Here is a 25,223-nt window from a genome sequence, read left to right as displayed (position 1 = left end):
GCCAGGCGGGGGCCGGCGCCCGAGCCCTTCCGGGAGGACTCAGCGGACGGTCGGTGATGTGCTGGCCGATCCGCGGTCCGGGTGGGCGAGTCCGAGGTGGTCGCGCAGGGTCGTGCCCTCGTAGTCGGTGCGGAAGACGCCCTGCTCCTGCAGCAGCGGTACGACCTTGTCGGCGAAGGGGTCGAGTCCGCCGGGGGTGAGGTGCGGGACGAGGATGAAGCCGTCGGACGCGTCGGCCTGGACGAAGTCGTTGATGGTCCGGGCGACGGTCGCCGGGGAGCCGACGAAGGTCTGCCGGTTGCCGGTGTGGATGACCAGGTCCCGAATGGACCAGTTGTGGGCGGCGGCCAGCTCCCGCCACTCGCGCGCGGTGGCCAGCGGATCGCGGTACATGCGCACCTGGGCACGGCCCTGGGAGATGTGATCGCCGCTGACGTCCGGGTCGATGTCGGGCAGCGGTCCTTCCGGGTCGTAGGCCGACAGGTCCCGGTTCCAGACGAACTCCAGGTGCTTGAGGGCGGTGGCACCGCTGACCTGCTGCCTGCGCACCTGTTTGGCCAGCTCCTCGGCCTCCGCGTCGGTGTCGCCGAGCACGAAGGTGGCGGCGGGCAAGATCAGCAGATCGCGGTGCGAACGGCCGTAGTGGGCAAGCCGGTTCTTGACGTCCGTGTAGAACGCCTGGCCCTCCTTGAGGGTGGCGTACCGGCTGAAGATGGCGTCGGCGGAGGAGGCGGCGAACTCGCGGCCCTCCTCGGAGTCGCCGGCCTGGAAGACGACCGGGCGGCCCTGCGGGGAGCGCGGGACGTTGAACTGGCCGTGGATGTCGAAGTGTTGTCCCTCGTGGACGAAGGAACCGGCCTTGGCGTCACGCAGGAAGACACCGGCCGCCTGGTCGGCGAGGATCTCGTCGCCGTGCCAGGAGTCGAAGAGTTCGTTCGCCGTGGCCAGGAACTCCTTGGCGCGGGAGTAGCGCTCCGTCTGCGGCAGGAAGCCGCCGCGCCGGAAGTTCTCGCCGGTGAAAGCGTCCCAGGAGGTGACGACGTTCCACGCGGACCGGCCGTCGGAGAGGTGGTCGAGGCTCGCGAACTGTCGCGCCACCTCGTAGGGCTCGTTGAAGGTGGAGTTGATGGTGCCGGTCAGTCCGAGATGCTCGGTGACGGCGGCGAGTGCGGCGAGAACGGTGAAGGTGTCGGGGCGGCCGACCACGTCCAGGTCGTAGATCTCCCCGCCCTGTTCGCGCAGCCGCAGGCCCTCCGCGAGGAAGAGGAAGTCGAACTTGGCGCGTTCGGCGGTCTGCGCGAAGCGGACGAAGGAGCTGAACTCGATGTGGCTGCCGGCCTGCGGATCGCTCCACACGGTGGTGTTGTTGACGCCGGGGAAGTGCGCGGCCAGATGGATCTGCTTCAGTGGCTTGCTCATGGTAGGTGCGGTCCTTCCGGCTCAGGCGGTGACGGTGGCGTAGCGGTTGGCGGGGCGGGGCAGGCCCAGCAGGCCCCGCAGGGTGTCGGCCTCGTAGGCGGTGCGGAAGACACCCCGGCGCTGGAGCTCGGGGACCAGGCCGCGGGTGACGGCCGGCAGATCGTGCCCGGCGACCGCGGGCCGCAGCCGGAATCCGCTCAGCCCCTCCGCCGCCAACTCCTGCAGCAGATCGGCCAGTTGGGCGGGTGTACCGGCGAAGATGCGGGCGTCGCTCTCGTACGGCTCTTCCGCGAGCGCGTCGAGGCGTGCGCGCCGGTCCTCTGCCGCCGCCCGGTCGTCGTCGAGGAGGACGACCAGGTCCCCGAAGACGTGGAGCGGTTCGCCGGCGCGGCCGGCCGCCTCCTGCTCGGCGCGGATCTCGGCGACGATGGCGCGGGCGTCCTCCACGTCGTGCGGGGTGACGTAGCCGACGTCGGCCTGGCGGGCCACCAGCCGGAAGGGGACGGTCTGGTGGGCGAGAGCGGTGACCAGGGGCTGGCCCTGCGGCGGGCGCGGGGTGATGGAGGGGCCCTTGACGCTGAAGTGCTTGCCCTGGAAGTCGATGTAGTGGAGCTTGTCGCGGTCGATGAAGCGGCCGGTGGCCACGTCCCGGATCTCCGCGTCGTCCTCCCAGCTGTCCCAGAGCCGGCGCACCACCTCTACGTGGTCGGCGGCCTCGTCGAACAGGTCGGCCACCCGCTCCTGACCGGACGGGGTCCGCAGCTCCTCCAGGCTCAGCGGCGTGAGGGTGCGACGGCCGAAGTGGTCGGCCTCGTGCGCCCGGGCGGAGATCTGCACCCGTAGTCCGGCGCGGCCGGAGCTGACGTAGTCGAGGGTGGCGATCGCCTTGGAGATGTGGAACGGCTCGGTGTGGGTGGCGATGACGGTCGGCACCAGTCCGATGTGCCGGGTCAGGGGTGCGATCCGGGAGGCGGTCAGTACGGCGTCGAGACGGCCGCGGACCTGGTCGGTGCGGCCGTCGAGTTCACCGTGGTGAGAGGACTGCAGACCGAGTCCGTCCTCGAAGGTGACGAAGTCGAGCAGGCCGCGCTCGGCCTCGGCGACGAGGTCCGCCCAGTACCGGGCGGTGAACAGGTCCCGGGGGCGGGCGCCGGGCTCACGCCAGGAGGCGGGGTGCCAGCCGGTGCCGTCGAGGGCGACGGCGAGATGCAGACGGGGGGCGGGTGTTGAGGACACGAGGGGGCCTTTCCTGGAGGTCCGGAGAAGAACGCCGGCCCGCGGGAACGGGCCGCGCGGCCGGTGGTCGGGGTGTACGGCCGATGAGGAGACGGGCCAGGAGCAACAGCGGGCGCCGGCCGACCGACGCGGGTCGGAGGGAGGCCGGGAGCGGGTGACGGCGAGCGGCACGGCTACACCGCTGCTCGAGGGGCCGCGGCCCCGGTGTGCCGGACGAGCGAGAAAGCCGTACGGCGGCGCAGGGTGAAGCCGATCGACTCGTACAGCCGGATCGCGTTCGTGTTCGTGGCCGCGGCGTGCAGGAAGGGGTGTTCGCCGCGCTCCTTGATGCCGGCGGCCACGGCGCGGACGAGACGCGTGGCCAGGCCCCGGCCGCGGTGGTCGGGGTCCGTGCACACGGCGCTGATCTCCGTCCAGCCGGGCGGGTGCAGCCGCTCACCGGCCAGCGCGATCAGCCGGCCGTGACGGCGGATGCCGAGGTAGGTGCCCAGCTCGACGGTGCGGGGCAGATAAGGGCCGGGCTCGGTGCGGGCGACCAGGTCGAGGATCTCGGGCACGTCGTCCGGACCGAGCCGCACGGCCTCGCGGTCGGGTTCGGCACGCAGGGAGGTGTCCACGAGCTGGACGCCGTGTCCGGTGCGCACCACCTCCCAGCCGGCCGCCGCCTCGGTGACTCCGCGCACGGAGGCGGTGCCGCCGGGGCCGACGAGGGCGGCGAGGTCGGCCCAGGCGCGCGGGTCGTCCTCGTCGAGGAGGGCGTGGAAGGGGGCGACGTCCTGTTGGTAGCGGGCGGCACGGCCGAGGCGTTCGGCGAAGTGGGCGTGGGGGCCGGTGAGTGCGGCCCAGGCGGGGTTGTCGAGGAGGTGCGAGGAGCTGGTCTCAGGGGTGGTGACGGACATGGTGTGGCGTTCTCCGGGGGTAGCGGCACGAGGTGTCCGGCGTGCCCGGGGACTCCGCAGAGCGGCGGGGCAGAGTCCCCCGGGCACGCGATGGTCAGGAGTTGTCGAGCGGCAGTCCGGGCGGGTTGACCGCGGACTTGGCGACGGCATCACCGCTGAGGTTCCAGGCGGCGAGCCACTTGGCGTACTGGCCGTTCTCGATCAGGTGGTTGATGGCGTCGGCGAGCGGCTCGGCCAGCCCGCTGTCCTTCTTCGCGGTGGCCGCGATCAGCCCTTGGAGACTCGCGCCGGCGCCGGAGTACCGGCCCGCGATCCTGGTCGCGCCCGAGGTGCCCGCGGTCTGGGTGGCGTGGTAGGCGAGGTTGGGGCTGGGGCCCAGGTAGGCGTCGATCTTGCCGCTGTTCAGGGCCAGGTAGAGGCTGTTGTTGTCCTGGAAGTACTTGATGGTGAGGTGCTTTCCCTCGCTCGCCAGCTTCGTCTTCCACTCCAGCAGGATCCGCTCCTGGTTGGTGCCTGCGCCGACCGAGACGGTCTTGCCCGCGAGGGCCCGGTAGTCGCCGTCGAAGGCGAACTTCGAGGACTTGAGCGACTCGAAGGCGAGGTCGTCCTTGCGATAGGAGGCGAACTCGTACTTGCGCTTGCGTTCCTCGGTGTCGGTGATGTTCGAGAAGCCCACGTCGACCTTGCCGCTGTCGATGCCCACGAAGAGGTTCTCCCAGGTGAACCGCTTCACCTCGGGCTCCAGACCGAGGACGGCGGCGACCAGCCGGGCCAGGTCGACCTCGGAACCGGTGAGGGTCTTCTGGTCGCTGCCCACGAAGCCCAGCGGTGCGGAGCCGGAGGGCAGGGTGCCGGAGCCGATCACCAGCTTGCCGCTCTTCTTGATCGCGTCGGGCAGCTCGGCGCTGATGGACTTCACCTCGGCGACCTTGAGGGTGGTCTCCTTGGCGGCACCGTTGGACAGCCGGCCGACGGTGACCGTGCCGGCGCTGTCGCTCGTCGTGGTGGCGGCGTCGCTGTCGCCACCGCAGGCGGCGAGCCCGGTGGCGAGGGCGGCGACGGTGGTCGCCGCGGTGATGCCGCGGAGCAGGCTGCGTCGGGTGAAGTGGGCAGACATGGCCGTTCCTTGTCGCTGGAAGTGATGGGGTGATGGGGTGATGCGGGTGTTGGGGGTGTTGGGGGTGACAGAGGTGATGAGGTGGGCGCAGAGGAGTCGAGCGGGTGGCGGGGGTCAGAGGACCTTGCTGAGGAAGTCCCGGGTGCGCTCGTGGCGGGGCTTGTCGAGGACCTCGGAGGGCGGGCCCTGCTCGACGATCCTGCCGCCGTCGATGAACACGATCCGGTCCGCGATCTCGCGGGCGAAGCCGATCTCGTGGGTGACGATGAGGAGCGTGGTGCCGCTGGTCGCCAAGTCCTTGATGACGGCGAGGACTTCGCCGACGAGTTCCGGGTCGAGGGCGGAGGTGGGCTCGTCGAAGAGGATGACCCCGGGGCGCAGGGCGAGGGCGCGGGCGATGGCGACGCGCTGCTGCTGGCCACCGGAGAGCTGGCGCGGGTAGGCGCCGGTGCGGTCGGCGAGCCCGACCCGGCCGAGGAGTGCGCGGGCGAGTTCCTGAGCTTGGGCCTTGCCGAGCTTCCCGGTGGCGACGGGGGCGGCGGCCACGTTGTCGAGGACCGTCAGATGGGGGAAGAGGTTGAAGTTCTGGAAGACGAAGCCGATCCGGCTGCGCTGGGCGAGGATGGCCCGCTCGTTCAGCTCCTTCAGCCGCTCGCCCTGCCGGCGTACGCCGATCGGTTCGCCGTTGATGCTGACGTGGCCGATCTCCGGCTTCTCCAGGTGGTTGACGACCCGCAGCAGCGTGGACTTGCCGGAGCCGGACGGGCCGAGCACGACGGTGACCTCGCCGGGACGGACGGTCAGGTCGATGCCGTCCAGGACCCGGTGGGTGCCGTACCACTTGTGCACGTTGTGGACCTCGACGGTGGCGGCCTCGACGGCGGTGAGGGCTTCGAGCGTCGTGGCGGTCATGCGGCTGTCTCCTCGCGGATGCGGGCCCGCAGGCCGGCGAGGCCGGCACGGAGCTTCTGCAGTGGTGTCGGCGGCAGACTGCGGGTGGCACCGCGGGCGTAGTGGCGCTCGACGTAGAACTGGATGACGGAGACCACGCTGGTCAGGATCAGGTACCAGACGGTGACGACCAGCAGCAGCGGCACGATGTCGCCCGGGTAGGTGGAGCCCATGGTCTGCGCGGCGCCGAACAGATCGAGCAGCGAGACGTAGAAGACCAGGGAGGTGCCCTTGATCAGGCCGATCAGCTGGTTGACGTAGTTCGGGACGATCGAGCGCAGCGCCTGCGGAAAGACGATCTTCCGGAACTGGTAGCCCTTGGGCAGCCCGAGCGCCGAGGCGGCCTCGTGCTGCCCCTGGTCCACGGAGAGGATGCCGCCCCGGACGACCTCGGCGGCGTAGGCGGCCTCGTGAAGGCTGAGGCCGACGACCGCGATGGCCATGTCGGTGGCGAGTTTCGACTCGTCGAAGGAGAAGAAGGCGGGGCCGAAGGGGACTCCGACGCTCAACGTCTTGTACAGCGCACTGAAGTTGTAGAGGAAGATCAGCACCACGATGAGCGGGACGGAGCGCAGCGCCCAGACGTAGGTCCAGCTGACCGCGCGCAGCACCGGGCTCTTCGAGAGCCGGGCCAGGGCGAGCAGGATGCCGCCTATCAGCCCCAACACGGCACTGTAGACGGTGACTTCGAGAGTGATGAGCAGCCCGTCGAGGATGGTCGGCCGCAGGAACCAGTAGCCGAAGCGGTCCCACTGGTAGAAGGGGTTGGAGATCAGGCCGTGTACGAACTGGGCGGCCAGGACCAGGACGACCGCGGTGGCGATCCAGCGTCCGGGACGCCGTAGTGGCTGAACTCGCTGAGGGCGCAAAGTGTTTGACGGTTCGTCGGCTACCGGCGTCACGGGCAGGGTGACGGTGGCGCCTGGGGGTTCACTCATGGTGGGCTCCGGCTGGGTGGGATCACCCCGGAGGCACGGCTGCATGCGGCGGCGTGCGCACGACGGCGAGGTACCGGGGGCTGGGAAGGCGACGGCACACCGCATGGGCGGTGTTCGTCAGGGGAGGCGGGTGCTGCGGGGGGGGGTGTCAGCCCCGGCAGCGGGCACAGCCCGGTGCGGTACACAGTGCGCTGTTCACGCGGAGCAGATCGACGGTGCGATCGGCGACGAGGAGGTTCGCCGACGCGCGTACGCAGCCCGGGGAGCGGCGCGTGGCCGTCCTGGGAGCTGCGTACATGGCGTCACCGTCACTGTTCCGGCCCTGTGGGCCTCGCGCTTACCGAAACTTCATCGGTCGGGTCGTCACCTGGGGCACCCCACCGCGCTGGGAGGGTTGCCAGTCAGCCAGCCAGGGCTTGTCGCTGACACTCATGACCGTTCTGGTCCGTAGTTAAGACAATGATCCGAACGAATGTCAACGTCCGTCCGTCAGGTGGAACCGCTAACTCGCCGCGTGTGCCGCCCAGTCCAGGATCCGGACGGCTGCTCCGGCGGCCTCCAGGCCGTGGCAGCGGGCGTGGTGGCCGCGCTCGATGCCGTCGAGGTCGAGGTGGGCGCCGAAGCCCGGGTGGGCGGTCAGGCGGCGGGCGTAGGCCCACAGTGCGGGGTGGTCGGCGATGCGCTGGGCGGCACGGGCGTCCAGGTGGTGGAGGTGCACGGTGTCCAGGTGGACCAGCGCGACCCACAACTCGACGTCGGCGGCCGTGACTTCGTCCCCCGTCAGGTACGCCCGCCCGGCCACCCGGTCTTCCAGCGCACCCAGCGTTTCCAGCAGGGTGTCCAGCGCCGCTTCGCGCACGGGCTGTTCGGCGCCGGCCGATCCGGCGTCCTGCGCGGCCCGTTCGATGCCCTGCGTGCACATCCGCTCGACGGCTTCGATCTCCGGCTCGGCGCCGCACGGGTAGAGCGAGGGGCCGTCGCCGCCGAAGCGGTGGGCGAGGTCGCGCATGATGCCCGGGACGTCGGTGCTGACGATCCGTCCGGACCAGTCGTCGCTGAGCACCGGCGCCATGGCCGGACCGGTGTACCGGTGCATGCTGGCCTCGTAGAGCGGGCGCAGCACCGAGTGGCCGTCCTCGGAACGGTCGGGCACGGCGGGCAGGAAGGTGACCGGACAGGCGCTGTCCAGAACGAGCAGACGGTGGACGACGGCGAGACGCAGTCCGTCGGGACACGCGGTCGACAGATACAGGCGATAGCGGCCGGGTACGGCGTAGTGGCCGCTGCGCGCATCTTTGCCGATACGTCCTCGGAACGCGGCGCGCTGCGGCCGGGCGGCCGTGCGGGCGGGCGGCGGTGTGACGGTCATGAGTCTCCCCTGGAGTGGGCGCGGACCTGCGCGCGGCAAGAACGTCATCGGGTGGAGGGAGCGGAGCTCATCAGTGCGCGCCGGGCGGTTCGCGCAGGAGGGGCGATGTCAACGGCGCGGGACGGGCGTCGCTCAGCCCTGGAACCTGATCGCGCTGCAGACACGTTGCAGGTCGATGTGACGGCGCGTGGTGAGAAGGAGGGGTGAGCGAGTCGCGCACACGGTGGCCTGTTCGACACCCTTCACGATTCCCTACCTTTTCACTAGGATTCCTCAGTGAGTGTCGAGCCCGCCCACTTCGGCGTCAAGAGGTCCTCCCGCATCGTGGACACTCCATCGGCTGCGGATGGTCGTGCGGCAGGCCGGTCCTGGAGAACGACGTGACGAGCGCCTTTCGGCGCGGAGTCCGTCGGAAGACCCCGGCGAACCCCTGGGAGCGCACAGCGTGAACGCACCGACGAAACTGCTGCCGGCCCTGCTTACGGGCGTCCTCCTGCTCGTCGGCTGCGGCTCCGCCGAATCCGGCGAGGGGAATGAGGGCGTGAGCCTCTCTGTCAGCGGCGGCTTCGCCGGAGTCCGGCACGGGGTGGAGATCACCTCCGGCGACGAGGTGTTCCTCACCGGCCGCGAAGGGGACCGCAGACAGGTCGGCGGCCTGACGCCGCAGGAGAAGACCAAGCTCGATGCGCTTCTCGAGGCGGTGGAAATGACCGCTCTGCCTGCGCGCAGCATCGCCGAGGACGCCCGGGACCGCTTCGCATACCGTCTGCGGCACGACGGCCACACGCTGGTCACGGACGGCACAAAGGATCTGGGCTCGGCCAGTGATCTCATCGCTCACCTGGAGAGCATCATGGCGGCGCGGCGCTGAACGACCGCGGTGACCGCCACGACAACAGTTCGCGCTCCGCAGACCGGTCCCGGCGTCTCACGCGAAGTCTGCCGGAGTGATGCCGTCGGAGTGTCCGGACGGCCACTCCACCATCTCGATCCGGTACCCGTCCGGGTCCGTGAGCCACAACGTCTTCGGGCCGTCCGCGCCGCCCGGGTACTGGACAGGTCCCGGGCCCAGACCGGCATCGGTCAGTGCCTGCAGGGTGGTGGCGATTTCCTCCACCTGGATCGCGAGGTGGTCGAAGCCGGTGCCCACCTCGACCGGTCCGTCGCCGGGGCGGTGGACCAGTTCGAGGGAGGCCGCCGGTTCGCCGGGGAACTTGAGGATCACGAGCCGGGCCGCGTCGCCGGCCTCGACTCTGCCCAGTTCTTCGTAGCCCAAGGCGGTGTAGAAGCCGAGCGAGCGGTCCAGGTCGGTGACGCGGTAGGAGACGAAGAGCGTCTTCACGCTGCCTCCTCGGGTCGGTGCACCCGGAAGCGGAGGTGCGTGACGTCCCGGTCCTCGGGCCGTCGGACGAGGTCGAGTTCGAGGTCGCGTTCGATGTGCTCCTCACCCAGCTGATCGAACAGCCGTCGGCCGTCCCCGAGAAGGACCGGAACCAGGTGGATCTCCCTCTCGTCCACCTGCCCGGCTCGCAGAAGTGCTGGGGCCGGCCCCTGCCCCGGCCGATCGTCCGGACCAGCGATACAGCCGTCCAGCGACAACGACATGTACAGCCGAACAGGAGTGTTCATCCTGACCTCATCTCTCCTCCGCGACAACGGGGATCCGGCCTTCCCCGATCCGTCGGCGCGGCGGGGCTGTCACAGGAAAGACTTCACGCAACGGGCCAACTCATCGGCCCGACGCGCAGGCTCAATCGCAACGGTCCGCCTGCGGGTACGCGATCGACAGGCTCCACGCCCCGGAGGAGCGCACCTGGTAGTAGCCGCGCCCAGGCCACTGGAACACGTGCTCCCCGGCGCGGCTCTCTGCCACCGGGCCCTGGTAGACGAGGCTGCCGTCCAGCGCTTCCAACTGGATCCGGTTCGGGCCCGCATAGTGCAGGACGCCTGGACCAGGTCCGCCTCGATAATGCACGAGGTCCGAACCGGTCCCGCTGATCTCCTCATGGAAACGCGGGACTTCGCGCAGCGGCGACGCAGCCGCCGTCCACGCGTTCCGGATGCCGGCAGTGAACACGCGGAACGAGACCTTGTCGCTCCCCACCGGCAGCGGAATCCGCGCGGCGACAGGGGTTCCGTCGCCCGACAGTCGGTAGAGACGCGAGGAGCGCCCTTTCAAGCCGACGAAGCGCAGATGCACGTGTCCCGGTTCCGTGGTCGAGAAGACCATGACGGCCGGACGGTACGACGGCATCGCCAGTCGATGCGTCCTCTCGTCCCGGCCCCCCTCTCCGCTGACCTGCGGCCCACGGGCACCCGCCGCTTCGGCTCGCACCTCATCGGCAGGACCGGGCGGGCCGTTGCTGAAGGGGCGGGCGTCCTGAGACTCGCCGGACGAGGTGATGCCGGCCTTGATCTCAGAGCGCGTTGCCTCGTCGCGCCCGCGCCATGGCCACAGTCGGCGCAGCCCCTCTCCTGCTCCTCTACGCATGGTGGCCATACTGCTGCAACAAGGGCCCGCCGACTCCCCGACGGGCTTCTCGGCCTCGCCGCGCACCTCAGCATCCTCCGGGCCGTCGCAGCATGGCCCGGAGGCGTACGCGCCCCCGGTCGCCGAACACCGCGTCCGCGGCGCACGGCGACCGGGCACGCTCACCGCCTGGTTCAGCGTTCCTCCGCCACCATCACCCAGCTCAACTGGATGTCTGGGGACCGCGTCGGGATCACGTCGAGCGTGATGACACCGTCCGCGTCCGGACTGATCCCGGTGTACGCGCCGGCGACCGGCTCATCGGTGAACAGTCGCTGCTCGTCGACGACCGTGCCGTTCACGGTGACCCGTGCGGCACGGTTCGCCCACGGCCACGGGTCGTAGTAGCCGGTGTGCACCGTGTACCTGCGGGAGGTGTCGAGGCCGCCGAGCGTGTACGTGAGGGTCCGCCCGGAGACGGCGTAGCGCAGCGTGGTGTAGATGTCGCCGCCGGAGACACTGCGCGCCTTGCTGCCCTCGCCGGTGTAGCCCCAGGTGGCGCCGGTGGTCGCGTCCGCGCCGAGCGCCTGCTCCGGTACGGAGTTGAGGACGGTGCCCGAGCGCCGTGCCACCGCGACGATCCGGTTCCAGTCGTCGGTGGTGTTGCCGCCCGCGTTCACCGCGTACCGCAGTCGCTTCGGCACGACGAGCAGGTCGCGTGTGAAGGTGCGCCCGGCGAAGTCGACGAGTGTGCCGGTGACGGTGCAGAGCCCCGGCCGGACGAGTCCGCTGGTGTCCCAGGTGACCCGCGAGACGCGCTGCCTGCCGCCGGAGACGTACGCGACCGTGCTCGGCAGGTCGGGGGTGGTGCCGAGCCAGACGTGGGCGGGCAGTTCCGCGTCCACGGTGTAGCGGGCCTGCGCCGTGAGGTCGTCCTCCAGGGTCCAGCTGTCGAGCCACGGCAGCGTCATGGAGTCGCCCTCGCCGAACCTCAACGGCAGCCATATGTAGGGCGAGTTCGCGAGGTCGGACGGGGTCCACCGGTCTCCCATGTACACGTACTTCCCGGCCTTCGGATCGACCGGGATCACGGAGGTGGACTGCGACGTGTACGTGGTCGAGGCGCCGGTGTCGGTCGCCGGGTTCCCGTGATCGGTCCACTCTCCGAGGATGTCCGTCGCGGTGGCGTAGGAGGCCGGGTTGGGGTCCCAGCCGGTGGCACCGGAGGTGATCAGGTAGTAGGTGCCGTCGAACTTGAACAGGGCGGGGGCCTCGCGGTGCGCGCCGATGTAGGGGCGCGTGAAGTCGACGCCCTTGACGGCCTGTTCGGGCGCGGTGGCCAGGTAGGTGTAGTCGGCGTCGAGACGCGAGACGAACAGCGAGTAGTTCTCCTCGCTGGAGTAGATGATGTACGCCGTCCCGTCGTCGTCGACGAAGAGGTTCATGTCGCGGGCCATGCCCGGGCTGGACGGGTAGTAGTTGTCCTCGCCCTCGGGGGCGACGTGCAGCCGGTAGCTGTCGATGTAGCGGAACGGTCCGGTCGGCGAGTCCGCGACCGCCACACCGGCCCGCGCCTTGGCGTACTGGGCGTTGGAGGAGGCGGAGGGCCCGTCGGCGTGGATCCACATGACCCACTTGCCCGTACGGGCGTTGCGGATGACCTTGGGCCGCTCGATGATCGCCGGATTGACGCTGGTGCTGACCTGGTGCGTGCCGAGGTCACGGTAGACGGCGGCGCGCTGATCGGCGTCGTAGTCCGCGTACAGGGTGCTGAAGTACGTGTCGCTGTCGAACTGGTCGGCCGACTCCATCGCGCGCAGCGCGAGGCCCTCGTCGGCCCAGTTGCGCAGGTCGTGCGAGGAGTACACGTGCACGCCGGGGCTGTTGTAGTAGCCGTTGCTGCGGTCCTCGCCGTACCAGTACCAGATCCGGGCGCCGTCCTTGTCCTGGGCGGCGACGACCTGGCCGCCGTGGGCCTGGATGACGTTGCCCGCGGTGTCACGCCACGGCTCGCCGGGAGTGAAGGCGGTGCCTTGTGCGGCATCGGTCGAGGCCGCCGATGCGTCGGTGGCGGGCAGCGCGGCGACGAGCGGCAGCGCGGCGAGTCCGGCGGCGGCGCGCAGGACGGAGCGTCGGCTGGTGCCGGCGCCGGCGGGCGTCGTCGTGAAGGGGCGTGGCAGCAAGGCGGTTCGTCCGATCCCTTGAGGGTGAAAGAGGTACGCGGAGGGGGCGGCTGCGCCGGACGTTAATCAGGGAACGGGAGTTATTCAATGGGTTAGCCCAACACTCATTTAAATAGGCACCGAGGTCCGCCCGCACCACCCGGGCGGACCTCGGCCAGGTGTCCCGCCGACGCCGCCCACCAGCGCCCCCTGCCACCCAACTCCTCGCAGTGCCCGCCGCCTTCGCCCATGGCCTCCCCCGTCAGGCCTGTCGAGTCGAGGAGTGTCGAGGCGACGGCGAGCTGCGCCTCAGGTGTCCGTTCAGCTTGCCGAACGCGCCTGCAGGATCCCTTCGACGCCCTCCAGGAACGTCTCGGTGACCAGTCCGGCATCGGAAAGGCATCCCGCGGCCATGGCTCCGTCCCGGAGCATGACGAAGTGCCGCCCCGCCGCCTCGGCGGGCGCGTCGCCGACCTGCGCCAGCAGGTCCGTGACCATGTCGAGGAACCACTTCCGGTGAGCGAGAACGGCCTGGTGGATCGGATGTGCCGGATCGGGGTACTCGGCTGCGGCGTTGAGGAAGGCGCAGCCGCGGAAGCCCTCCGACCGGATGCCCTCCGCGATGGCGCGGCCGACCGCGCGCACCTTGCCGTCCGGGCTCCGAGCACCCTCCTGGGCGCTCGCCAGTTGCGCTCTGACGCCCTGGTCGGCCTGGTGGAGGTAGGCGAGGACGAGATCTTCCTTGCCGGAGAAGTGGCGATACAGGGTGGCCCGGGTCACCTGCGCTTCCTCGATGATCCGGTCGACGCCGACGGAGTGGATCCCCTCCGCGTAGAAAATCCTGACCGCCGTCCCGAGCAGCCGCGCTCGGGCCTCGGACGTGCTGCCCTCTTTTGTCTTCCGGCTCATGGATCCCACCTTACAGCCGAGGGAGAACGTTCGGTCTTGACATCGAACAGGAGGCCCTCAATGATGAAATGAGACCGAACGTTCTCCCTCACCTGGAAGGCGGTTCGCCATGAACACCGTCGTCAGTCAGCAGCCCGCTCCCCTCACCGGGACCCCGCTGCCCGCAGCTCTGCGCAAGCTTTACCTCCTGCGTTTCGCGTTCGCTGCCGTCTGGGCGGCCCTGCTGTTCACGACAGCCGACAGCCTGAACCTGGCCGGCCGGACGCTGCTGGTGCTCTATCCCCTCTTCGACGCGGCCTGCGCGGTGGTCGACCTGCGGTCGACCCGGGCGGCCGGCAGCGCCCTCACGAGGCTGTACGTGAACATCGGGCTCAGCGTTCTCACCGCTGTCGCCCTGGCGGTCGCACTCGCCTCCGGCATCCCGGCCGTCCTGCGGGTCTGGGGCGTCTGGGCCGTCACCGCGGGTGTCACGCAACTCGCGTTGGGCCTGGTCCGGCGCCAATGGGGCGGACAGTGGCCGATGATCGTGAGCGGGGCCATCTCCACCCTCGCCGGCGTGAGCTTCTTCCTCCAGGCCGGCAACGGCGCCGCCACGCTCAGGAATCTCGCCGGATACGCGTTCCTCGGCGGCGTCTTCTTCCTCGTGTCGGCGCTGCGCCTCAAGCCTGCGGGCCGGAACGACTGAGCGCCCCAGCCTCGTCCCAGGGCCGTGAAGACGGGTAGGCCGACGCGATGGAGGACATGAGCCAGCGGGCCTCTTCGGTTCCTGGCCGGCCAGTTGTTCAGCTCCGGGGCGAGCGCGTGGACCGTACCGACGAGCCGACTGCGGCGTCGCCGGTGTGCTGCCCAGCGCCGTCGAGGTCAGTCAGGCGTCCATGGCGGCGCGGATCAACGGCTCGAACTCCCGCCGCACATAGGCATCGAAGGGGGCTGTCAGCGCTCCGTCGATCACTCGGCGCACCTGGTGCCGCGCGGCGAACCGCTTGAGTTCCGCGCGGGATTCGGACCCCACACCCCCACCGATGATCAGGACTGCGAACCGGCCGGTCTCAAGGAGTTTCCTGGCCTCGTCGTCGGCGCTCACACCCTCCGCGTCGAATCCGTCCGCGCGCAACGTGGCCAGCACCTCCGTGACCCTGGCGGGCGTCCTGCCGAGTACGAGCGTCTTCATGAGCATCCCTCTCGGGTCCGTCGGCATCGGCACACGCCACCGTAGAACCTCAACTGGGCTTGAGGTCAATACCGTTCAAAACAGGCGGTCGTCTTCACGGACCTCGGCAGAGCAGTCGGCACCCACGACCGGATCCAGCCCGCGTCCTGGACGTATCCGCACGCGCAGGAAGGGTGCCAGCCCGGAGCGTCGGCGTGCGGACGATCCCCTCCCCAGTAGTGCCGTCCGCAGCTCACGGGCTGGCTGCGCTCAAGGTGGGCCGAGGTGCCCTGGTGGCCCCACGAGCGCCCCTGGGATGCCACGGACAAGGTCGGGAGATGGCGCCCCAAGCGGTTTGTCTATCGCAGTACTTGGGCGTAATCGACCGCGCATCTGGCCAACTTGAGGGCAAAACAAAGAATGCCCTGCAAGGCCTCGGGCATATGTCAAGTGGGTGGACTGCATTACACGCGAAGGTGCGAGGAGATGAGGAGTGCCCTCGCAGCGTTGGCGCGAACTGTAGGCTGACCAGCCCTCAGGCGCCCCCAGACCCCGGCGCGCTTCGGATTTCGTTGCACAAAGGGGGAGTTGCATATATGCACATGCCGAAGGCATTGAGGTCGGACAGACTGCGTCAGTACGTGCGGGCCGGGCATGTGGTGCTCGAATTGCACGGCGAGATAGACATCAGTGCTGTTCTGTGGATCGGGCCGATCCTTGACGAGGTCACGGCACAGCCGGGGATCCATCTCGTCATCGATCTGTCCCCCGTGCGGTTCATCGACTGCACGGGGATGGAGCTTCTGTGCCGTGCGAACCGGCGTGTTCTGGAGCGGCGAGGCTCCTGGCGTCTGGTCTGTCCCCATCCCTTCGTACTGAGGCTGATGAGGCTGGCCGGGCTCACGGGACGGCTTCAGCCGATGCCGACCCTGACGGAGGCGCTCGCACTCCAGGAGTGACACCCGGCTCAGCAGAGCCGCCACGCCTCCCCCACCGGCGACCGCGCAAGGCAATCCGCGGTCCCGGACTGAGTGTTCCCCGGCCGCCGACAACCGGGGAAACTCAGTCGTCCGCTAGCTCTACGATCCGTCAGCGGTTCGTAGGAACGTACTGGTAGCAGTAGCCCGGAGAGTTGATCGTGCCCATGTAGTAGGGGTCCCCGTAGTACATGAGGTCGTAGCCGGTGTGCGGCCCCACGTATCCGTCGGGAGTCAGTCCGTCGATGTTCTTCTGGAACGCGATCACCGCGGCCTTCGTCGCCGGTCCCCACACGCCGTCCTCACTGACGATGGGCACCTGCGGGTACTGGCCCGCAGCGTTTCTGCTGAAGTAGTTCAGGCTCTCCTGGATGCACCACACAGCGTGCGTGTTGTTCGCGTACCCGTCTCCGACGGTGGGAGCGGTCGTACTGGCCTGGGCCGCGCCGCCGCCCACCAGGACGCATGCGGCGAGCGCTGCCGCCACACCGAGCCTGGTCATGCCCTTCCCCGTTCTCATCATGGACTCCTGTTCGGGCCTCACCGGGTTTGCGCGGTGGGGCAGTCGATCTCCGGTCGCAGTGCCCCCGTACGTGCCGAACGTCCTACGTCCGTCCGGGGCAGCCCGATGCTATGGCGCACTACACCGTGCGCGATGTGCACTGCATGCACGGTTACTTGACTCTCCGTGCGGACAGGGCGACCGCGTATGCCGCGGGCCGGAGCTGCGGCGTCCAGTGTTCTGTCCGGGAAGGTCACTGGGTCACGGGGCAAGCGTTCAGTGCGCTGCATGCGCGGCTGGTGGTCCGTGACCTGCCGGCACACTGTCTCGGCGCCCTCTGTGCAGAGGACGAAGATGCCCTCCGCACCGGTCGCGATCGCGGCCCTCACCCCTCGACTTCATGCTCAGCCGGACACACTCTGGGTCTCGTCCGCGTGCTGCAGGGCGTGGGCTCGGTAGTCGTGGGGAGTGATGCCATAAGCGGCTCGGAAGGTGCGGCTGAAAGCGGTGGCGCTGGCGAACCCCCAGCGGGCGGCGATCAACTGGATCGGTTCCCGACTCATCTCGGGGCGGGCCAGATCGTCTCGGCAGCGTTCGAGCCGACGGCGGCGGATCGTGGCGGCGACGCTTTCGGGCTCGTCCCGGAACAGGGCGTACAAGCTGCGCAGGGAGAGATGGTGCCGTTCGGCTACGACGCGCGGGGTCAGATCAGGGTCTGCCACGTGGTGGTCGATGAAGGTGCGGATCCGGCGAAGCAGCAGATGGGATCGGAGCTCTGCAGGCTGTTGGGCCGTGGCGCCGAGGTGTCCCGCCAGGCATGAGGCGGCCAGATCCACCACCATCGCCTCCAGCACGTCGAGTTCGCCGGGCAAGCAGTCGGGGCCCTTGCGCGCGAGATCGGTCAGGAAGCCGGCCAGAATCCCGGACAGGCCCGCGCCACCGCGAATGCGCCGGGCGAGGAGTCTGTCCATGTGCTGGGAGCGCAATGGCATGCTTTCCTTGGGGATCTGGAGGACGAGGACCTCCACGCCGCGGCCGTCCGTTCCCGAGCCGGACCGGTAGGGGCGGGAGGTGTCCCACAGTGCCATGTCGCCGACCGCCAGCTCGGCTTCTCCGCCCTGCTGCGCGAACCAGGCGGATCCGCCGGTGACGAGAGCGAGTTGGTACTGCTCCGGATCTCCCTGACGGATCAGGGCCGGGGTACGCCGCGAGTGCAGCGGGGCGTAGGCGAAGCGGGCCAGCCGGGCCTCACCCAGGGCGAGTTGTCCACCGTGGGCGTAGAACGCACTCGGGTCCGGGGTCTCGAAGGCGGTGGGCAGCAGTACTTGGGACACGGTCTGCGCGAACCACTCGAATCTGTACTCCGGCGGCACGTCGGCCGCCGTCATCTGCTCCCACACCGTTCGTACTCCCCCGCTTACGGCCATGGGACGCAGGGGACCCCCTCCCCCGCCGGCCGTCAGCAGTTTGATCTATCAAACAAGATCGCGCCACTGGCCACTCCGCGTCCCTCAGCAGGCGGGGGCGCCGCTGGTCCAAGGCCGCTTCCGGGTCTTGGTGCCGTACCGGGTGAGCGGGCGGTGCACCCTGTGTCGCTCCCGCTGAACCGGGCACGGCTCAGGGGGCTGACGCGGGGTCAGCTCCGTCCGGGCCAGCAGACGATGGGCCGTACCGGGGTATTCGCGAGGCCACGCATATGTGCCGTGGTCGCGCTCCGGAATCTTCCTTCGTAGGGTTCTCGCTGTGACAGTTCGGCGAATGCCCGCTGCAGAGGTTCCGGTCTCAGTCGAGTTGGTGCGCCGTCTGCTCGACGAGCAGCACCCCGACCTGGCGGGCCTGCCGGTCGAGGTGCTGGCCAACGGCTGGGACAACCTTGTGTGTCGGCTCGGCGAGGAGTACCTCGTCCGGTTGCCGCGGCGTGCCCTGGCCGGCGAACTCGTCACCCACGAACAACGGTGGTTGCCGGAGTTGAGCGACCGCCTGCCGCTGCCTGTGCCGGCGCCTGTACGTGTCGGGCAGCCGACGGACCAGTACCCGTGGTCCTGGAGTGTCGTGCCGTTCTTCCCTGGCCGGATCGCGGCGCGATCGGAGCCCGACGACCCCTGGTCGGCCGCGGCGGCGCTCGGCGGTTTCCTGGCCGCACTGCATGTACCGGCCCCTTCGGAAGCACCCGTCAACGCGTTTCGTGGGATTCCGCTGGCCGGACGTGCCGAGGGAGTCCTGAGCGGACTGGCGCACGTCGATCCGGCCGACCGTGCCACCGCGCAGCAGGTCTGGGAGACGGCCTCCGCCATGCCGGATTGGGACGGGCCGCCGGTGTGGCTGCGCGCGGACCTGCACCCGGCCAACATCCTGGTCGACCGCGGTCGGATCAGCGCCGTGATCGACTTCGGCGACATCATGTCCGGTGACCCTGCCGCCGACTTGTCCGTGGCCTGGATGCTGTTCACGGCGGAGCAGCGTGCTGCCTTTCGACAGGCGTACGGCAGCGCGGACGACGCGACGTGGGAGCGGGCCCGCGGGTGGGCGCTTGCCCTGTCCCTGGTCTTCCTGACGCACTCGGCTGACAACCCACTGATGCTCGGCATCGGCGAGCGTGCCTTCCGCGCGGTGCTGGAGTAGGCGCACGCCCTTGCGGATGCCGCCTGGAAGGGCGTGGCGCCGTGCACTCCAAGGGCTTGCCTTGAACGAGTCGAGGCGGCAGCGGCCGCCTTCGGTCGTCAGGTGGCCTGGGAGGCGGGCACCTCGTCGACGGCGCGGCGGAGGGTCTCGCGGGCGGCCTCGGCGTCGTCGAGTCCGACGGACTGGAAGGCGCCGTCGTGGAGCAGGGCGAGAAGCCGCGCGGCGTGGTCGTGGCGTGGCGGGGCGTGGCGGGGAAAAGCGTTGAAGGGATGATGATCAGGCTGATAGCTTCAGTTGACCGTGGCATCGGCCCAAGGAGGTGAGACCCATGAACGCTGTACCTACATGGGTGCTCTCCCTTGCTGTCACGGCTGGCGGTTGACGTAGATCTCGCCGGGAGCGCTCTTTCACAAGGCACTCTCGAAGGGCAACTGCCATGAACACTTTCCTCTTCACCGCCGAGTCCACCGCGCACGGCATCGTCGAGCGCGACTTCACCGTCAACGGCGTCCCGGGTGTCCTCTGGTCTCCCGAGTCCGGCGGGGACCGTGCGCCGCTGGTCCTCCAGGCCCACGGGGGCGGCAACCACAAGAAGCACCCCGCGATGTCGGGCCGAGCCCGGCACCTGGTGCACGGCTGCGGCTACCACGTGGCGGTCCTCGACGCGCCCGGTCACGGCGACCGGCCGCGCACCGAGCACGACGAGCAGGAGGTCGCCGCGCTGTTCGCGGCCCGGGCGGCCGGCGAGCCGGAGAGCCCGATCGTAGTCCGCTACAACGACCACCTGGCCAAGCTCGCCGTGCCGGAGTACCACGCACTGCTGGACGCCCTCCAACAGCTCCCGGAGATCGGAACCGACGGTCCAGTCGGCTTCTGGGGCATCAACATGGGTACCGCGATCGGCGTGCCGTTCGTGGCCGCCGAGCCCAGGATCACGGCCGCGGTCTTCGGCCAGCACTGGCCCGACGTGCTGGCCGGTTACGCGGAGCAGATCACCATCCCGATCGAGTTCGACCTGCAGTGGGACGACGAGCACATCTCCCGCGAGGAGGGCCTGGCGCTGTTCGACGCTTTCGCCTCGGCAGAGAAGTCCCTGCATGTGAACTCGGGCAAGCACAAGGAGCTGCCCCGGTTCGAGGTCGACAGCGCGGTCCGCTTCTTCGCCCGTCACCTCGGCCGAGCGGTCAACGCGTCGGCCTGACGTGCGCGGTTGAGGCGTCCGGCCTGCCCGGCAGGGCGATGTTCACGATGGTGGTGACCAGGACCACCATCAGCTGAGCCAGGCCCAGCATGGCCGGGGCTTTGGCGCGGCCCGCCCTACGGATCAGGGGCGGCGCGCGATCCAGGTGGTGCGGGTGGTGTGCACGCGCAGATCGTCACGGTGGGCGACGCTGTTCGGCTGTGCTTCGTCCAGCAGGACGTCCAAGGCCGCCAGGTCATCCGCTTCGAGCAGGTCGGTGGCGTGGGAGCGCAGCTTGGCCAAGAAGGCCTGGGCATAGGCGCTCACGGACGGTCCCGCCTGGGCGTGGTCGAGACGGATCTCGAAGGCCCGCTTCTCGACGATGAACCCGGCGTTCTTGAGCTGGTCGGTCCACTCATGGTCCGGTTGGGTGTTCGTGACGGCGTGCAGGCGGGCCTCGAGGCCGGGCCGGCCGACCCCTGTGTCCTCGGGCAGGCAGAGCGGGAAGAAGTCCATCTCGCTGACGGCCAGGAGCCCGCCCGGCCGCAGCTGCTCGAAGGCCTGGGCCAGAGTGCGGGCGGGGTCGGTCACGTGGTGCAGGAACGAGGCGGCCCAGATCAGGTCGTACGGCCCGTTCTCACCGATTTCGTCCCAGGGCCCGTCTATGTTTGCCTCGACCGTGCTGATCCGGTCGGCGACGCCGTGTACGGCGGCCTGCTTGTTCAGGCGGTGCAGCATCTGCGGGGAAAGGTCCACCGCCGTCACATGCGCCGAGGGGAACTGGCGGGCCAGAGCGAAGCTGCCGGTGCCGGGACCACTGCCCAGATCCAGAATCAGGGCCGGGCCGGAGGACGTGAGTTCCGCGAGCCAGCCGGTCAGCTCAGCGAGGTAGGGAGCGAGGACTTCAGCATCAAGTTCGAGCAGTTGCGCCATCGCGATGTCGGAACCCGCCGCCCGCTCATGCCCGATATGACCGACAGTGTCGTGGTGTGTGTTCATACCCCCGACGGTAAAGCGACCATTGCTTGCCCGTCATAGACTCTTGCCGATGGAGCAAGAATCGACTTTGGACGCCATCGTCAGGATGCGGATCAGATCTCTGCGCAAGGCGCGCGGCTGGTCGCTGGACAACCTTGCCGAGCGCGCGGGCATCAGCCCGTCGCAGCTCAGCCGCATCGAGACCGGGCACCGCCGCATCAGCCTCGACCAGCTCACCGCCATCTCCGGGGCGCTGGGCAAGTCGCTCGACGAACTCGTGGAGTCCCCCGATGACTCCGACGTTGTCATCCGGCCCACCCACGACGAGGCCCGCGGCCTGACCACCTGGCTCCTCACCAGGGGTGACGGGCCCCAGGGGCTGACCGTCGCCAAGATGCGCATCACCGACCAGGCGGGCAGCGTCACGCCGGACGACATGGGTGTCCATCCCGGCAGGGACTGGTTCACCGTGCTGTCCGGGACCGTCGTCCTCTATCTCGGCGAACGCGTCATCCGCGTCGAGGCCGGCCAGGCCGCCTCGTTCTCGACCATGACCCCGCACGCCGTCCGCAGCGACCGCGGCCCCGCCGAGGTCCTGGTCATCCTCGACCACGAGGGCGAGCGCAACCATCTCCAGACCTGAACCGACCGCAGGTGTCAACCCGGACACCACCGTCGCCACCGAGTACGCCGGTAGCGACGGCGGTCGACCGGTTGCCCATGACACTGAGCAGTACCTGCCTCGAAGCCGGCGCTCGGGCGCGCCTCCGAGACGTCGATGAGGTCCAGGCCGACACGCGAGACGACGGCCCTCTCTCCCTGCTCCCTGGCCCCTTGGCCCAGACACCTCGCTCGGGCGATTAAGCTTTCGGACCGTGGTGAACACTCAGTACGAAGACCTGTTGAAGCACGTCCTCACGTCCGGAACGGCCAAGGCCGACCGCACGGGCACCGGCACCCGAAGCATCTTCGGGCACCAGCTGCGCTACGACCTCTCCCAGGGCTTCCCCCTGATCACCACCAAGAAGGTCCACCTCAAATCGATCGTCTACGAACTGCTCTGGTTCCTGCGCGGCGACTCCAACGTCGGCTGGCTCCAGCAGCACGGCGTCAGCATCTGGGACGAATGGGCCGACACCAACGGCGAACTCGGCCCCGTCTACGGCGTCCAATGGCGCTCCTGGCCCACCCCCGACGGCCGGCACATCGACCAGATCAGCCAGGTCCTCGACACCCTGCGCGACGACCCGGACTCCCGCCGCATGATCGTCTCGGCCTGGAACGTCGCCGAACTCGACAAAATGGCCCTCGCCCCCTGCCACGCCTTCTTCCAGTTCTACGTCGCCGACGGCCGCCTCTCCTGCCAGCTCTACCAGCGCAGCGCCGACCTCTTCCTCGGCGTCCCCTTCAACATCGCCAGCTACGCCCTGCTCACCCACATGATCGCCCAGCAGACCGGCCTCGAACCCGGCGACTTCATCTGGACCGGCGGCGACTGCCACATCTACGACAACCACCTCGACCAGGTCACCACCCAACTCACCCGCACCCCCTACGCGTTCCCCGAGCTCAAGCTCCACAAAGCCGACTCGATCTTCGACTACACCTACACCGACGTCGAGATCCACGGCTATCAGCACCACCCCGCGATCAAGGCCCCGGTCGCCGTATGAGCACTATGGACGGAATGAGCGGCACGGCAGGTCTCGGTCTCATCTGGGCCCAGACCTCCGACGGCGTCATCGGCGCCGGCAACACCATCCCCTGGCACCTGCCCGAAGACCTCGCCCACTTCAAGGCGACCACTCTCGGCCACCCTGTCATCATGGGCCGCCGCACCTGGGACTCCCTGCCCACCCGCTTCCGGCCCCTGCCCGGCCGCCGCAACATCGTCCTCACCCGCGACCGGGCCTGGACCGCCGACGGCGCCGAACGCACCGCATCCGTCCCGGAGGCTCTGGCCTTCGTGGCCGGGCCCGCCTGGGTCATCGGCGGCGGCGAGATCTACCGCGCCGCCCTCCCGCACGCCACCAGCCTCTCCATCACCGAGATCGACACCAGCGTGGACGGCGACACCCACGCCCCCGTGCCCGGCCCGGAATGGAAGATCACCCAGGACCACGGCTGGCAGACCTCCACCACCGGCCTGCGCTACCGCATCCGCCTCCACACCCGGGCCTGACCCCCGGACCGGCCCGCCCACGGCTGTCCGCCTCGCGTGCTCGACGCCGCGGGTACGCACCAGGTTCCCTGGGTGCGTCCCCGCGGCCAGCCGCGTCCGCCCCTCCCGCGCCGAGACGTCAAGGCCCCTCAGGTGAGACAGAACGGGCCTCTACACCTGTGCCAATACGTCCCGCAGCGCCTCCCCCAGCGGCAGCTCGACACGCACCGCCCATCGGTCGCCACGCGTCACACCCTGGTTGACGATCAGGACCGGTGTGCCCGCCTGTGCGGCCTGGCGTACGAAACGCAACCCGGACATGACGGTCAGGGACGATCCGAGCACGAGCAGCGTGCTGGCGCCGGCCACGCGGCTGCTGCACATCTCGACGCGGTCGACCGGCACGTTCTCGCCGAAGAAGACGACATCCGGCTTGAGGATCCCGCTCCCGCACACCGTGCACGGCACGATCACAAAAGCCCGGACCGCCTCGTCCGGCAGATCCACGTCACCGTCCGGATTGACCAGCGCCGAGCGGTACCGCGTCGCCGCGGCCTCGAAGTCCGGGTTGGCCTCGCGCAACCGCCGGTCGAGCTCCGCGCGAGTGGAGAGCGCACCACAGTGCAGGCAGACGACCCGGCTCAGGCTGCCGTGCAGCTCGATCACATCGGGCACACCTGCGGCCTGCTGCAACCCGTCGACGTTCTGCGTGATCACGCTGGTGACCAGTCCGGCTTGGGCAAGCGTGGCCACGGCCCGGTGTCCGACGTTGGGCTCGGCGCGGAGCATGGCCCGCCACCCCAGCTGGCTCCGCGCCCAGTAACGCTGCCGGGCCTCGCCACTGCCGGTGAAGTCCTGGTACGTCATCGGGACGTGCCCGCGGCGCAGCGAACCCAGCTCCCCGCGGTAGTCCGGGATGCCCGACTCGGTGGACAGGCCGGCCCCGCTCAACACGACGACGCCGCCCGCACGGACGGCATCGATGACGGGCCGCAGATCGGTCGTGGCGGGCGGCAGGTCCTCGGGCGGTTCCCAGGTCAAGGTGGGACGGGTACGCATGCCAGCAACCTTACGCACGGCAGGCGACACGTGGCGGGTCAGCCGCTTCCTCCGCATCCGCATCCGCATCCGCATCGAAGCCCTGCCCAGCCTCCACCGTCATCTATCGGGCGAGGCCTCCGCACCACCGCTCACGCCACCGGGCGACGGCTCTCCGCGAGGGCGCCCCTGACCCTGTCGACCACTCGGGCCGCGTCCTCGGCGTTGTTCACCACATCAGTGCTGTTCATGTCGATGACGAGAACCTCGCTGGCCGAGTAGTGCTGGTGCACCCAGTCGTCGTAGCCCGACCACAGGGTCCGGTAGTAGTCGACGAGGCTCGGGTCCTGCTCGAAGTCGCGGCCCCGCAGACCGATCCGGTGCAGCACGGTCTCGAAGTCCGCCTTGAGGTAGACCATGAGATCCGGGGCCTTGCGGTACGGCAGGCCGTCGATCTCGCGCATCATCTCCTCGAGGAGCCCCTCGTACACCTGCATCTCCAGGGAGCTGATGCGGCCCAGATCGTGATTGACCTTGGCGAAGTACCAGTCCTCGTAGATCGAGCGGTCCAGGACGCTGTCGCCCTTCTTGTACGCCTCCTTGATGGATGCGAACCGCGTCTTCAGGAAGTACAGCTGGAGCAGGAAGGGGTAACGCTTGGCCTGTATCTCCTCGGGGCTCGCCGTGTAGAACAACGGCAGGATCGGGTTGTCCTCGACGCTCTCGTAGAAGACGTCACCGCCCAGTCCCTTGGCGATCAGTTCGGCGACACTCGTCTTACCGATCCCGATCATGCCTCCGACGCAGATCACCGGCACTCCTCGCTTCTCCTTGAAGTCCTGTGGCCACGCGCAAACCCACCGCCCCCACGAGCCGCCGTGAAGCCTAAACGACGACCTCGTACAGAGGCGCCGGGGGCCGCCCGAGCTCCACGACGGACCACGAGGGACCACGAGGGACCACGACGAGTGAGCCGGAACCGGCTCGGATTCGGGCATGGCCGGTGTGCGGCAGTTCCTGAGTGGTCGAGGAGTGGCCGTGAGGGACTCGATCCTCGGCACGCGGGAACTGCTCGGCGCGGGACCGACAGCCCTCGGGCGAGGCGAAGGGAATCGTGCTGTCCAGTCCTTCACGGGATGAGGAAC

At 69.3% G+C, this 25,223-nt stretch carries 27 protein-coding genes and 1 riboswitch; of the genes, 8 read left to right on the top strand and 19 right to left on the bottom strand.

Annotated elements, in window-relative coordinates; translation table 11 throughout:
* Window positions 1-39: 39 nt before the first annotated feature.
* The 8 genes from J3486_RS05880 to J3486_RS45155 form a co-directional block, all read right to left on the bottom strand.
* Complete coding sequence (locus tag J3486_RS05880; protein ID WP_207818836.1) at window positions 40-1,419, bottom strand: NtaA/DmoA family FMN-dependent monooxygenase; 1,380 nt, start codon at window positions 1,417-1,419, stop codon at window positions 40-42.
* 21 nt (window positions 1,420-1,440) lie between these two features.
* A complete protein-coding gene (locus J3486_RS05875; protein WP_207818835.1) occupies window positions 1,441-2,655 on the bottom strand; it encodes an LLM class flavin-dependent oxidoreductase in 1,215 nt (404 codons plus the stop codon).
* 173 nt (window positions 2,656-2,828) lie between these two features.
* Window positions 2,829-3,554, bottom strand: a complete 726-nt coding sequence (locus J3486_RS05870; RefSeq protein WP_207818834.1) for a GNAT family N-acetyltransferase — start codon at window positions 3,552-3,554, stop codon at window positions 2,829-2,831.
* Between the two features lie 94 nt (window positions 3,555-3,648).
* Complete coding sequence (locus J3486_RS05865) at window positions 3,649-4,671, bottom strand: transporter substrate-binding domain-containing protein (protein WP_207818833.1); 1,023 nt, start codon at window positions 4,669-4,671, stop codon at window positions 3,649-3,651.
* A gap of 114 nt (window positions 4,672-4,785) precedes the next feature.
* Entirely contained in the window at window positions 4,786-5,583 is a 798-nt protein-coding gene (locus tag J3486_RS05860; protein WP_207818832.1) for an amino acid ABC transporter ATP-binding protein, read from the bottom strand.
* Entirely contained in the window at window positions 5,580-6,560 is a 981-nt protein-coding gene (locus tag J3486_RS05855; protein ID WP_207818831.1) for an amino acid ABC transporter permease, read from the bottom strand. Before J3486_RS05855 ends, J3486_RS05860 begins: the two co-directional genes overlap by 4 nt.
* Before the next feature lie 328 nt (window positions 6,561-6,888).
* A riboswitch (SAM riboswitch) is annotated at window positions 6,889-6,997 on the bottom strand.
* A 65-nt stretch (window positions 6,998-7,062) separates the two neighbouring features.
* Window positions 7,063-7,929, bottom strand: a complete 867-nt coding sequence (locus J3486_RS05850) for a glutathione S-transferase C-terminal domain-containing protein (protein ID WP_207818830.1) — start codon at window positions 7,927-7,929, stop codon at window positions 7,063-7,065.
* 132 nt (window positions 7,930-8,061) lie between these two features.
* Window positions 8,062-8,151 (bottom strand): putative leader peptide, encoded by a 90-nt coding sequence (locus tag J3486_RS45155; protein WP_374194692.1) that lies wholly within the window; start codon window positions 8,149-8,151, stop codon window positions 8,062-8,064.
* A gap of 223 nt (window positions 8,152-8,374) precedes the next feature.
* Here J3486_RS45155 and J3486_RS05845 point away from each other — a divergent pair, with 223 nt between their 5' ends.
* A complete protein-coding gene (locus tag J3486_RS05845) occupies window positions 8,375-8,800 on the top strand; it encodes a hypothetical protein (protein ID WP_207818829.1) in 426 nt (141 codons plus the stop codon).
* A 57-nt stretch (window positions 8,801-8,857) separates the two neighbouring features.
* Here J3486_RS05845 and J3486_RS05840 read toward each other — a convergent pair whose 3' ends face one another.
* The 5 genes from J3486_RS05840 to J3486_RS05820 form a co-directional block, all read right to left on the bottom strand.
* Window positions 8,858-9,271: a VOC family protein gene (locus tag J3486_RS05840; protein ID WP_207818828.1), complete on the bottom strand. Its 414-nt coding sequence runs from the start codon at window positions 9,269-9,271 to the stop codon at window positions 8,858-8,860.
* A complete protein-coding gene (locus J3486_RS45150) occupies window positions 9,268-9,447 on the bottom strand; it encodes a hypothetical protein (protein WP_374194680.1) in 180 nt (59 codons plus the stop codon). The genes J3486_RS05840 and J3486_RS45150 overlap by 4 nt, the downstream gene beginning before the upstream one ends.
* 232 nt (window positions 9,448-9,679) lie before the next feature.
* Window positions 9,680-10,159 (bottom strand): hypothetical protein, encoded by a 480-nt coding sequence (locus J3486_RS05830; RefSeq protein WP_207818826.1) that lies wholly within the window; start codon window positions 10,157-10,159, stop codon window positions 9,680-9,682.
* Between the two features lie 434 nt (window positions 10,160-10,593).
* Window positions 10,594-12,582, bottom strand: coding sequence for a glycoside hydrolase family 43 protein (locus tag J3486_RS05825; RefSeq protein ID WP_207818825.1), 1,989 nt, complete (start codon window positions 12,580-12,582; stop codon window positions 10,594-10,596).
* A 300-nt stretch (window positions 12,583-12,882) separates the two neighbouring features.
* Window positions 12,883-13,470 (bottom strand): TetR/AcrR family transcriptional regulator, encoded by a 588-nt coding sequence (locus tag J3486_RS05820; protein WP_207818824.1) that lies wholly within the window; start codon window positions 13,468-13,470, stop codon window positions 12,883-12,885.
* Between the two features lie 109 nt (window positions 13,471-13,579).
* Between J3486_RS05820 and J3486_RS05815 the strand changes: the two genes are divergently transcribed.
* Entirely contained in the window at window positions 13,580-14,155 is a 576-nt protein-coding gene (locus J3486_RS05815) for a hypothetical protein (RefSeq protein WP_207818823.1), read from the top strand.
* 180 nt (window positions 14,156-14,335) lie between these two features.
* On the opposite strand, the gene J3486_RS05810 is transcribed toward J3486_RS05815, so the two are convergent.
* Complete coding sequence (locus tag J3486_RS05810) at window positions 14,336-14,641, bottom strand: hypothetical protein (protein ID WP_207818822.1); 306 nt, start codon at window positions 14,639-14,641, stop codon at window positions 14,336-14,338.
* Window positions 14,642-15,216: 575 nt separating this feature from the next.
* Here J3486_RS05810 and J3486_RS05805 point away from each other — a divergent pair.
* Window positions 15,217-15,579, top strand: a complete 363-nt coding sequence (locus tag J3486_RS05805) for an STAS domain-containing protein (RefSeq protein ID WP_207818821.1) — start codon at window positions 15,217-15,219, stop codon at window positions 15,577-15,579.
* Between the two features lie 130 nt (window positions 15,580-15,709).
* Here J3486_RS05805 and J3486_RS05800 read toward each other — a convergent pair whose 3' ends face one another.
* Both J3486_RS05800 and J3486_RS05795 read right to left on the bottom strand, forming a co-directional pair.
* A complete protein-coding gene (locus J3486_RS05800) occupies window positions 15,710-16,099 on the bottom strand; it encodes a peptidoglycan-binding protein (RefSeq protein ID WP_207818820.1) in 390 nt (129 codons plus the stop codon).
* Between the two features lie 404 nt (window positions 16,100-16,503).
* A complete protein-coding gene (locus tag J3486_RS05795; protein WP_307804699.1) occupies window positions 16,504-17,499 on the bottom strand; it encodes a helix-turn-helix domain-containing protein in 996 nt (331 codons plus the stop codon).
* A 358-nt stretch (window positions 17,500-17,857) separates the two neighbouring features.
* Between J3486_RS05795 and J3486_RS05790 the strand changes: the two genes are divergently transcribed.
* Both J3486_RS05790 and J3486_RS05785 read left to right on the top strand, forming a co-directional pair.
* Window positions 17,858-18,721 (top strand): aminoglycoside phosphotransferase family protein, encoded by an 864-nt coding sequence (locus J3486_RS05790; RefSeq protein ID WP_229377432.1) that lies wholly within the window; start codon window positions 17,858-17,860, stop codon window positions 18,719-18,721.
* 436 nt (window positions 18,722-19,157) lie between these two features.
* Entirely contained in the window at window positions 19,158-19,922 is a 765-nt protein-coding gene (locus J3486_RS05785) for an alpha/beta hydrolase (RefSeq protein WP_207818819.1), read from the top strand.
* A 123-nt stretch (window positions 19,923-20,045) separates the two neighbouring features.
* Here the strand turns inward: J3486_RS05785 and J3486_RS05780 are convergent, their stop codons facing one another.
* The gene (locus J3486_RS05780; RefSeq protein ID WP_229377430.1) at window positions 20,046-20,834 is read right to left on the bottom strand and encodes a trans-aconitate 2-methyltransferase; all 789 of its coding nucleotides are present in this window, start codon (window positions 20,832-20,834) and stop codon (window positions 20,046-20,048) included.
* 115 nt (window positions 20,835-20,949) lie between these two features.
* Here J3486_RS05780 and J3486_RS05775 point away from each other — a divergent pair, with 115 nt between their 5' ends.
* From J3486_RS05775 to J3486_RS05765, 3 genes are all read left to right on the top strand, one after another.
* The gene (locus tag J3486_RS05775) at window positions 20,950-21,522 is read left to right on the top strand and encodes a helix-turn-helix domain-containing protein (protein ID WP_229377428.1); all 573 of its coding nucleotides are present in this window, start codon (window positions 20,950-20,952) and stop codon (window positions 21,520-21,522) included.
* A 232-nt stretch (window positions 21,523-21,754) separates the two neighbouring features.
* Window positions 21,755-22,552: a thymidylate synthase gene (locus J3486_RS05770; RefSeq protein ID WP_207818817.1), complete on the top strand. Its 798-nt coding sequence runs from the start codon at window positions 21,755-21,757 to the stop codon at window positions 22,550-22,552.
* 14 nt (window positions 22,553-22,566) lie between these two features.
* The gene (locus J3486_RS05765) at window positions 22,567-23,061 is read left to right on the top strand and encodes a dihydrofolate reductase (RefSeq protein ID WP_207818816.1); all 495 of its coding nucleotides are present in this window, start codon (window positions 22,567-22,569) and stop codon (window positions 23,059-23,061) included.
* Between the two features lie 150 nt (window positions 23,062-23,211).
* Here the strand turns inward: J3486_RS05765 and J3486_RS05760 are convergent, their stop codons facing one another.
* A complete protein-coding gene (locus J3486_RS05760) occupies window positions 23,212-24,099 on the bottom strand; it encodes a Sir2 family NAD-dependent protein deacetylase (protein WP_207818815.1) in 888 nt (295 codons plus the stop codon).
* A gap of 131 nt (window positions 24,100-24,230) precedes the next feature.
* Complete coding sequence (locus J3486_RS05755) at window positions 24,231-24,896, bottom strand: deoxynucleoside kinase (protein ID WP_207818814.1); 666 nt, start codon at window positions 24,894-24,896, stop codon at window positions 24,231-24,233.
* Between the last annotated feature and the right edge of the window lie 327 nt (window positions 24,897-25,223).

It is taken from the genome of Streptomyces sp. VRA16 Mangrove soil (genome assembly GCF_017377775.1).
GTDB lineage: Bacteria > Actinomycetota > Actinomycetes > Streptomycetales > Streptomycetaceae > Streptomyces.
This window is presented reverse-complemented; position numbering and strand designations above follow the sequence as displayed.

Excerpts from the sequence above, each read along its gene's own strand:
- J3486_RS05880 (WP_207818836.1), bottom strand. The coding sequence starts at position 1,419 with ATGAGCAAGCCACTGAAGCAGATCCATCTGGCCGCGCACTTCCCCGGC.
- J3486_RS05870 (WP_207818834.1), bottom strand. The coding sequence starts at position 3,554 with ATGTCCGTCACCACCCCTGAGACCAGCTCCTCGCACCTCCTCGACAAC.
- J3486_RS05865 (WP_207818833.1), bottom strand. The coding sequence starts at position 4,671 with ATGTCTGCCCACTTCACCCGACGCAGCCTGCTCCGCGGCATCACCGCG.
- J3486_RS05860 (WP_207818832.1), bottom strand. The coding sequence starts at position 5,583 with ATGACCGCCACGACGCTCGAAGCCCTCACCGCCGTCGAGGCCGCCACC.
- J3486_RS05855 (WP_207818831.1), bottom strand. The coding sequence starts at position 6,560 with ATGAGTGAACCCCCAGGCGCCACCGTCACCCTGCCCGTGACGCCGGTA.
- J3486_RS05850 (WP_207818830.1), bottom strand. The coding sequence starts at position 7,929 with ATGACCGTCACACCGCCGCCCGCCCGCACGGCCGCCCGGCCGCAGCGC.
- J3486_RS05830 (WP_207818826.1), bottom strand. The coding sequence starts at position 10,159 with ATGGTCTTCTCGACCACGGAACCGGGACACGTGCATCTGCGCTTCGTC.
- J3486_RS05820 (WP_207818824.1), bottom strand. The coding sequence starts at position 13,470 with ATGAGCCGGAAGACAAAAGAGGGCAGCACGTCCGAGGCCCGAGCGCGG.
- J3486_RS05815 (WP_207818823.1), top strand. The coding sequence starts at position 13,580 with ATGAACACCGTCGTCAGTCAGCAGCCCGCTCCCCTCACCGGGACCCCG.
- J3486_RS05810 (WP_207818822.1), bottom strand. The coding sequence starts at position 14,641 with ATGAAGACGCTCGTACTCGGCAGGACGCCCGCCAGGGTCACGGAGGTG.
- J3486_RS05805 (WP_207818821.1), top strand. The coding sequence starts at position 15,217 with ATGCACATGCCGAAGGCATTGAGGTCGGACAGACTGCGTCAGTACGTG.
- J3486_RS05800 (WP_207818820.1), bottom strand. The coding sequence starts at position 16,099 with ATGACCAGGCTCGGTGTGGCGGCAGCGCTCGCCGCATGCGTCCTGGTG.
- J3486_RS05790 (WP_229377432.1), top strand. The coding sequence starts at position 17,858 with ATGCCCGCTGCAGAGGTTCCGGTCTCAGTCGAGTTGGTGCGCCGTCTG.
- J3486_RS05785 (WP_207818819.1), top strand. The coding sequence starts at position 19,158 with ATGAACACTTTCCTCTTCACCGCCGAGTCCACCGCGCACGGCATCGTC.
- J3486_RS05780 (WP_229377430.1), bottom strand. The coding sequence starts at position 20,834 with ATGGCGCAACTGCTCGAACTTGATGCTGAAGTCCTCGCTCCCTACCTC.
- J3486_RS05775 (WP_229377428.1), top strand. The coding sequence starts at position 20,950 with ATGGAGCAAGAATCGACTTTGGACGCCATCGTCAGGATGCGGATCAGA.
- J3486_RS05765 (WP_207818816.1), top strand. The coding sequence starts at position 22,567 with ATGAGCGGCACGGCAGGTCTCGGTCTCATCTGGGCCCAGACCTCCGAC.
- J3486_RS05760 (WP_207818815.1), bottom strand. The coding sequence starts at position 24,099 with ATGCGTACCCGTCCCACCTTGACCTGGGAACCGCCCGAGGACCTGCCG.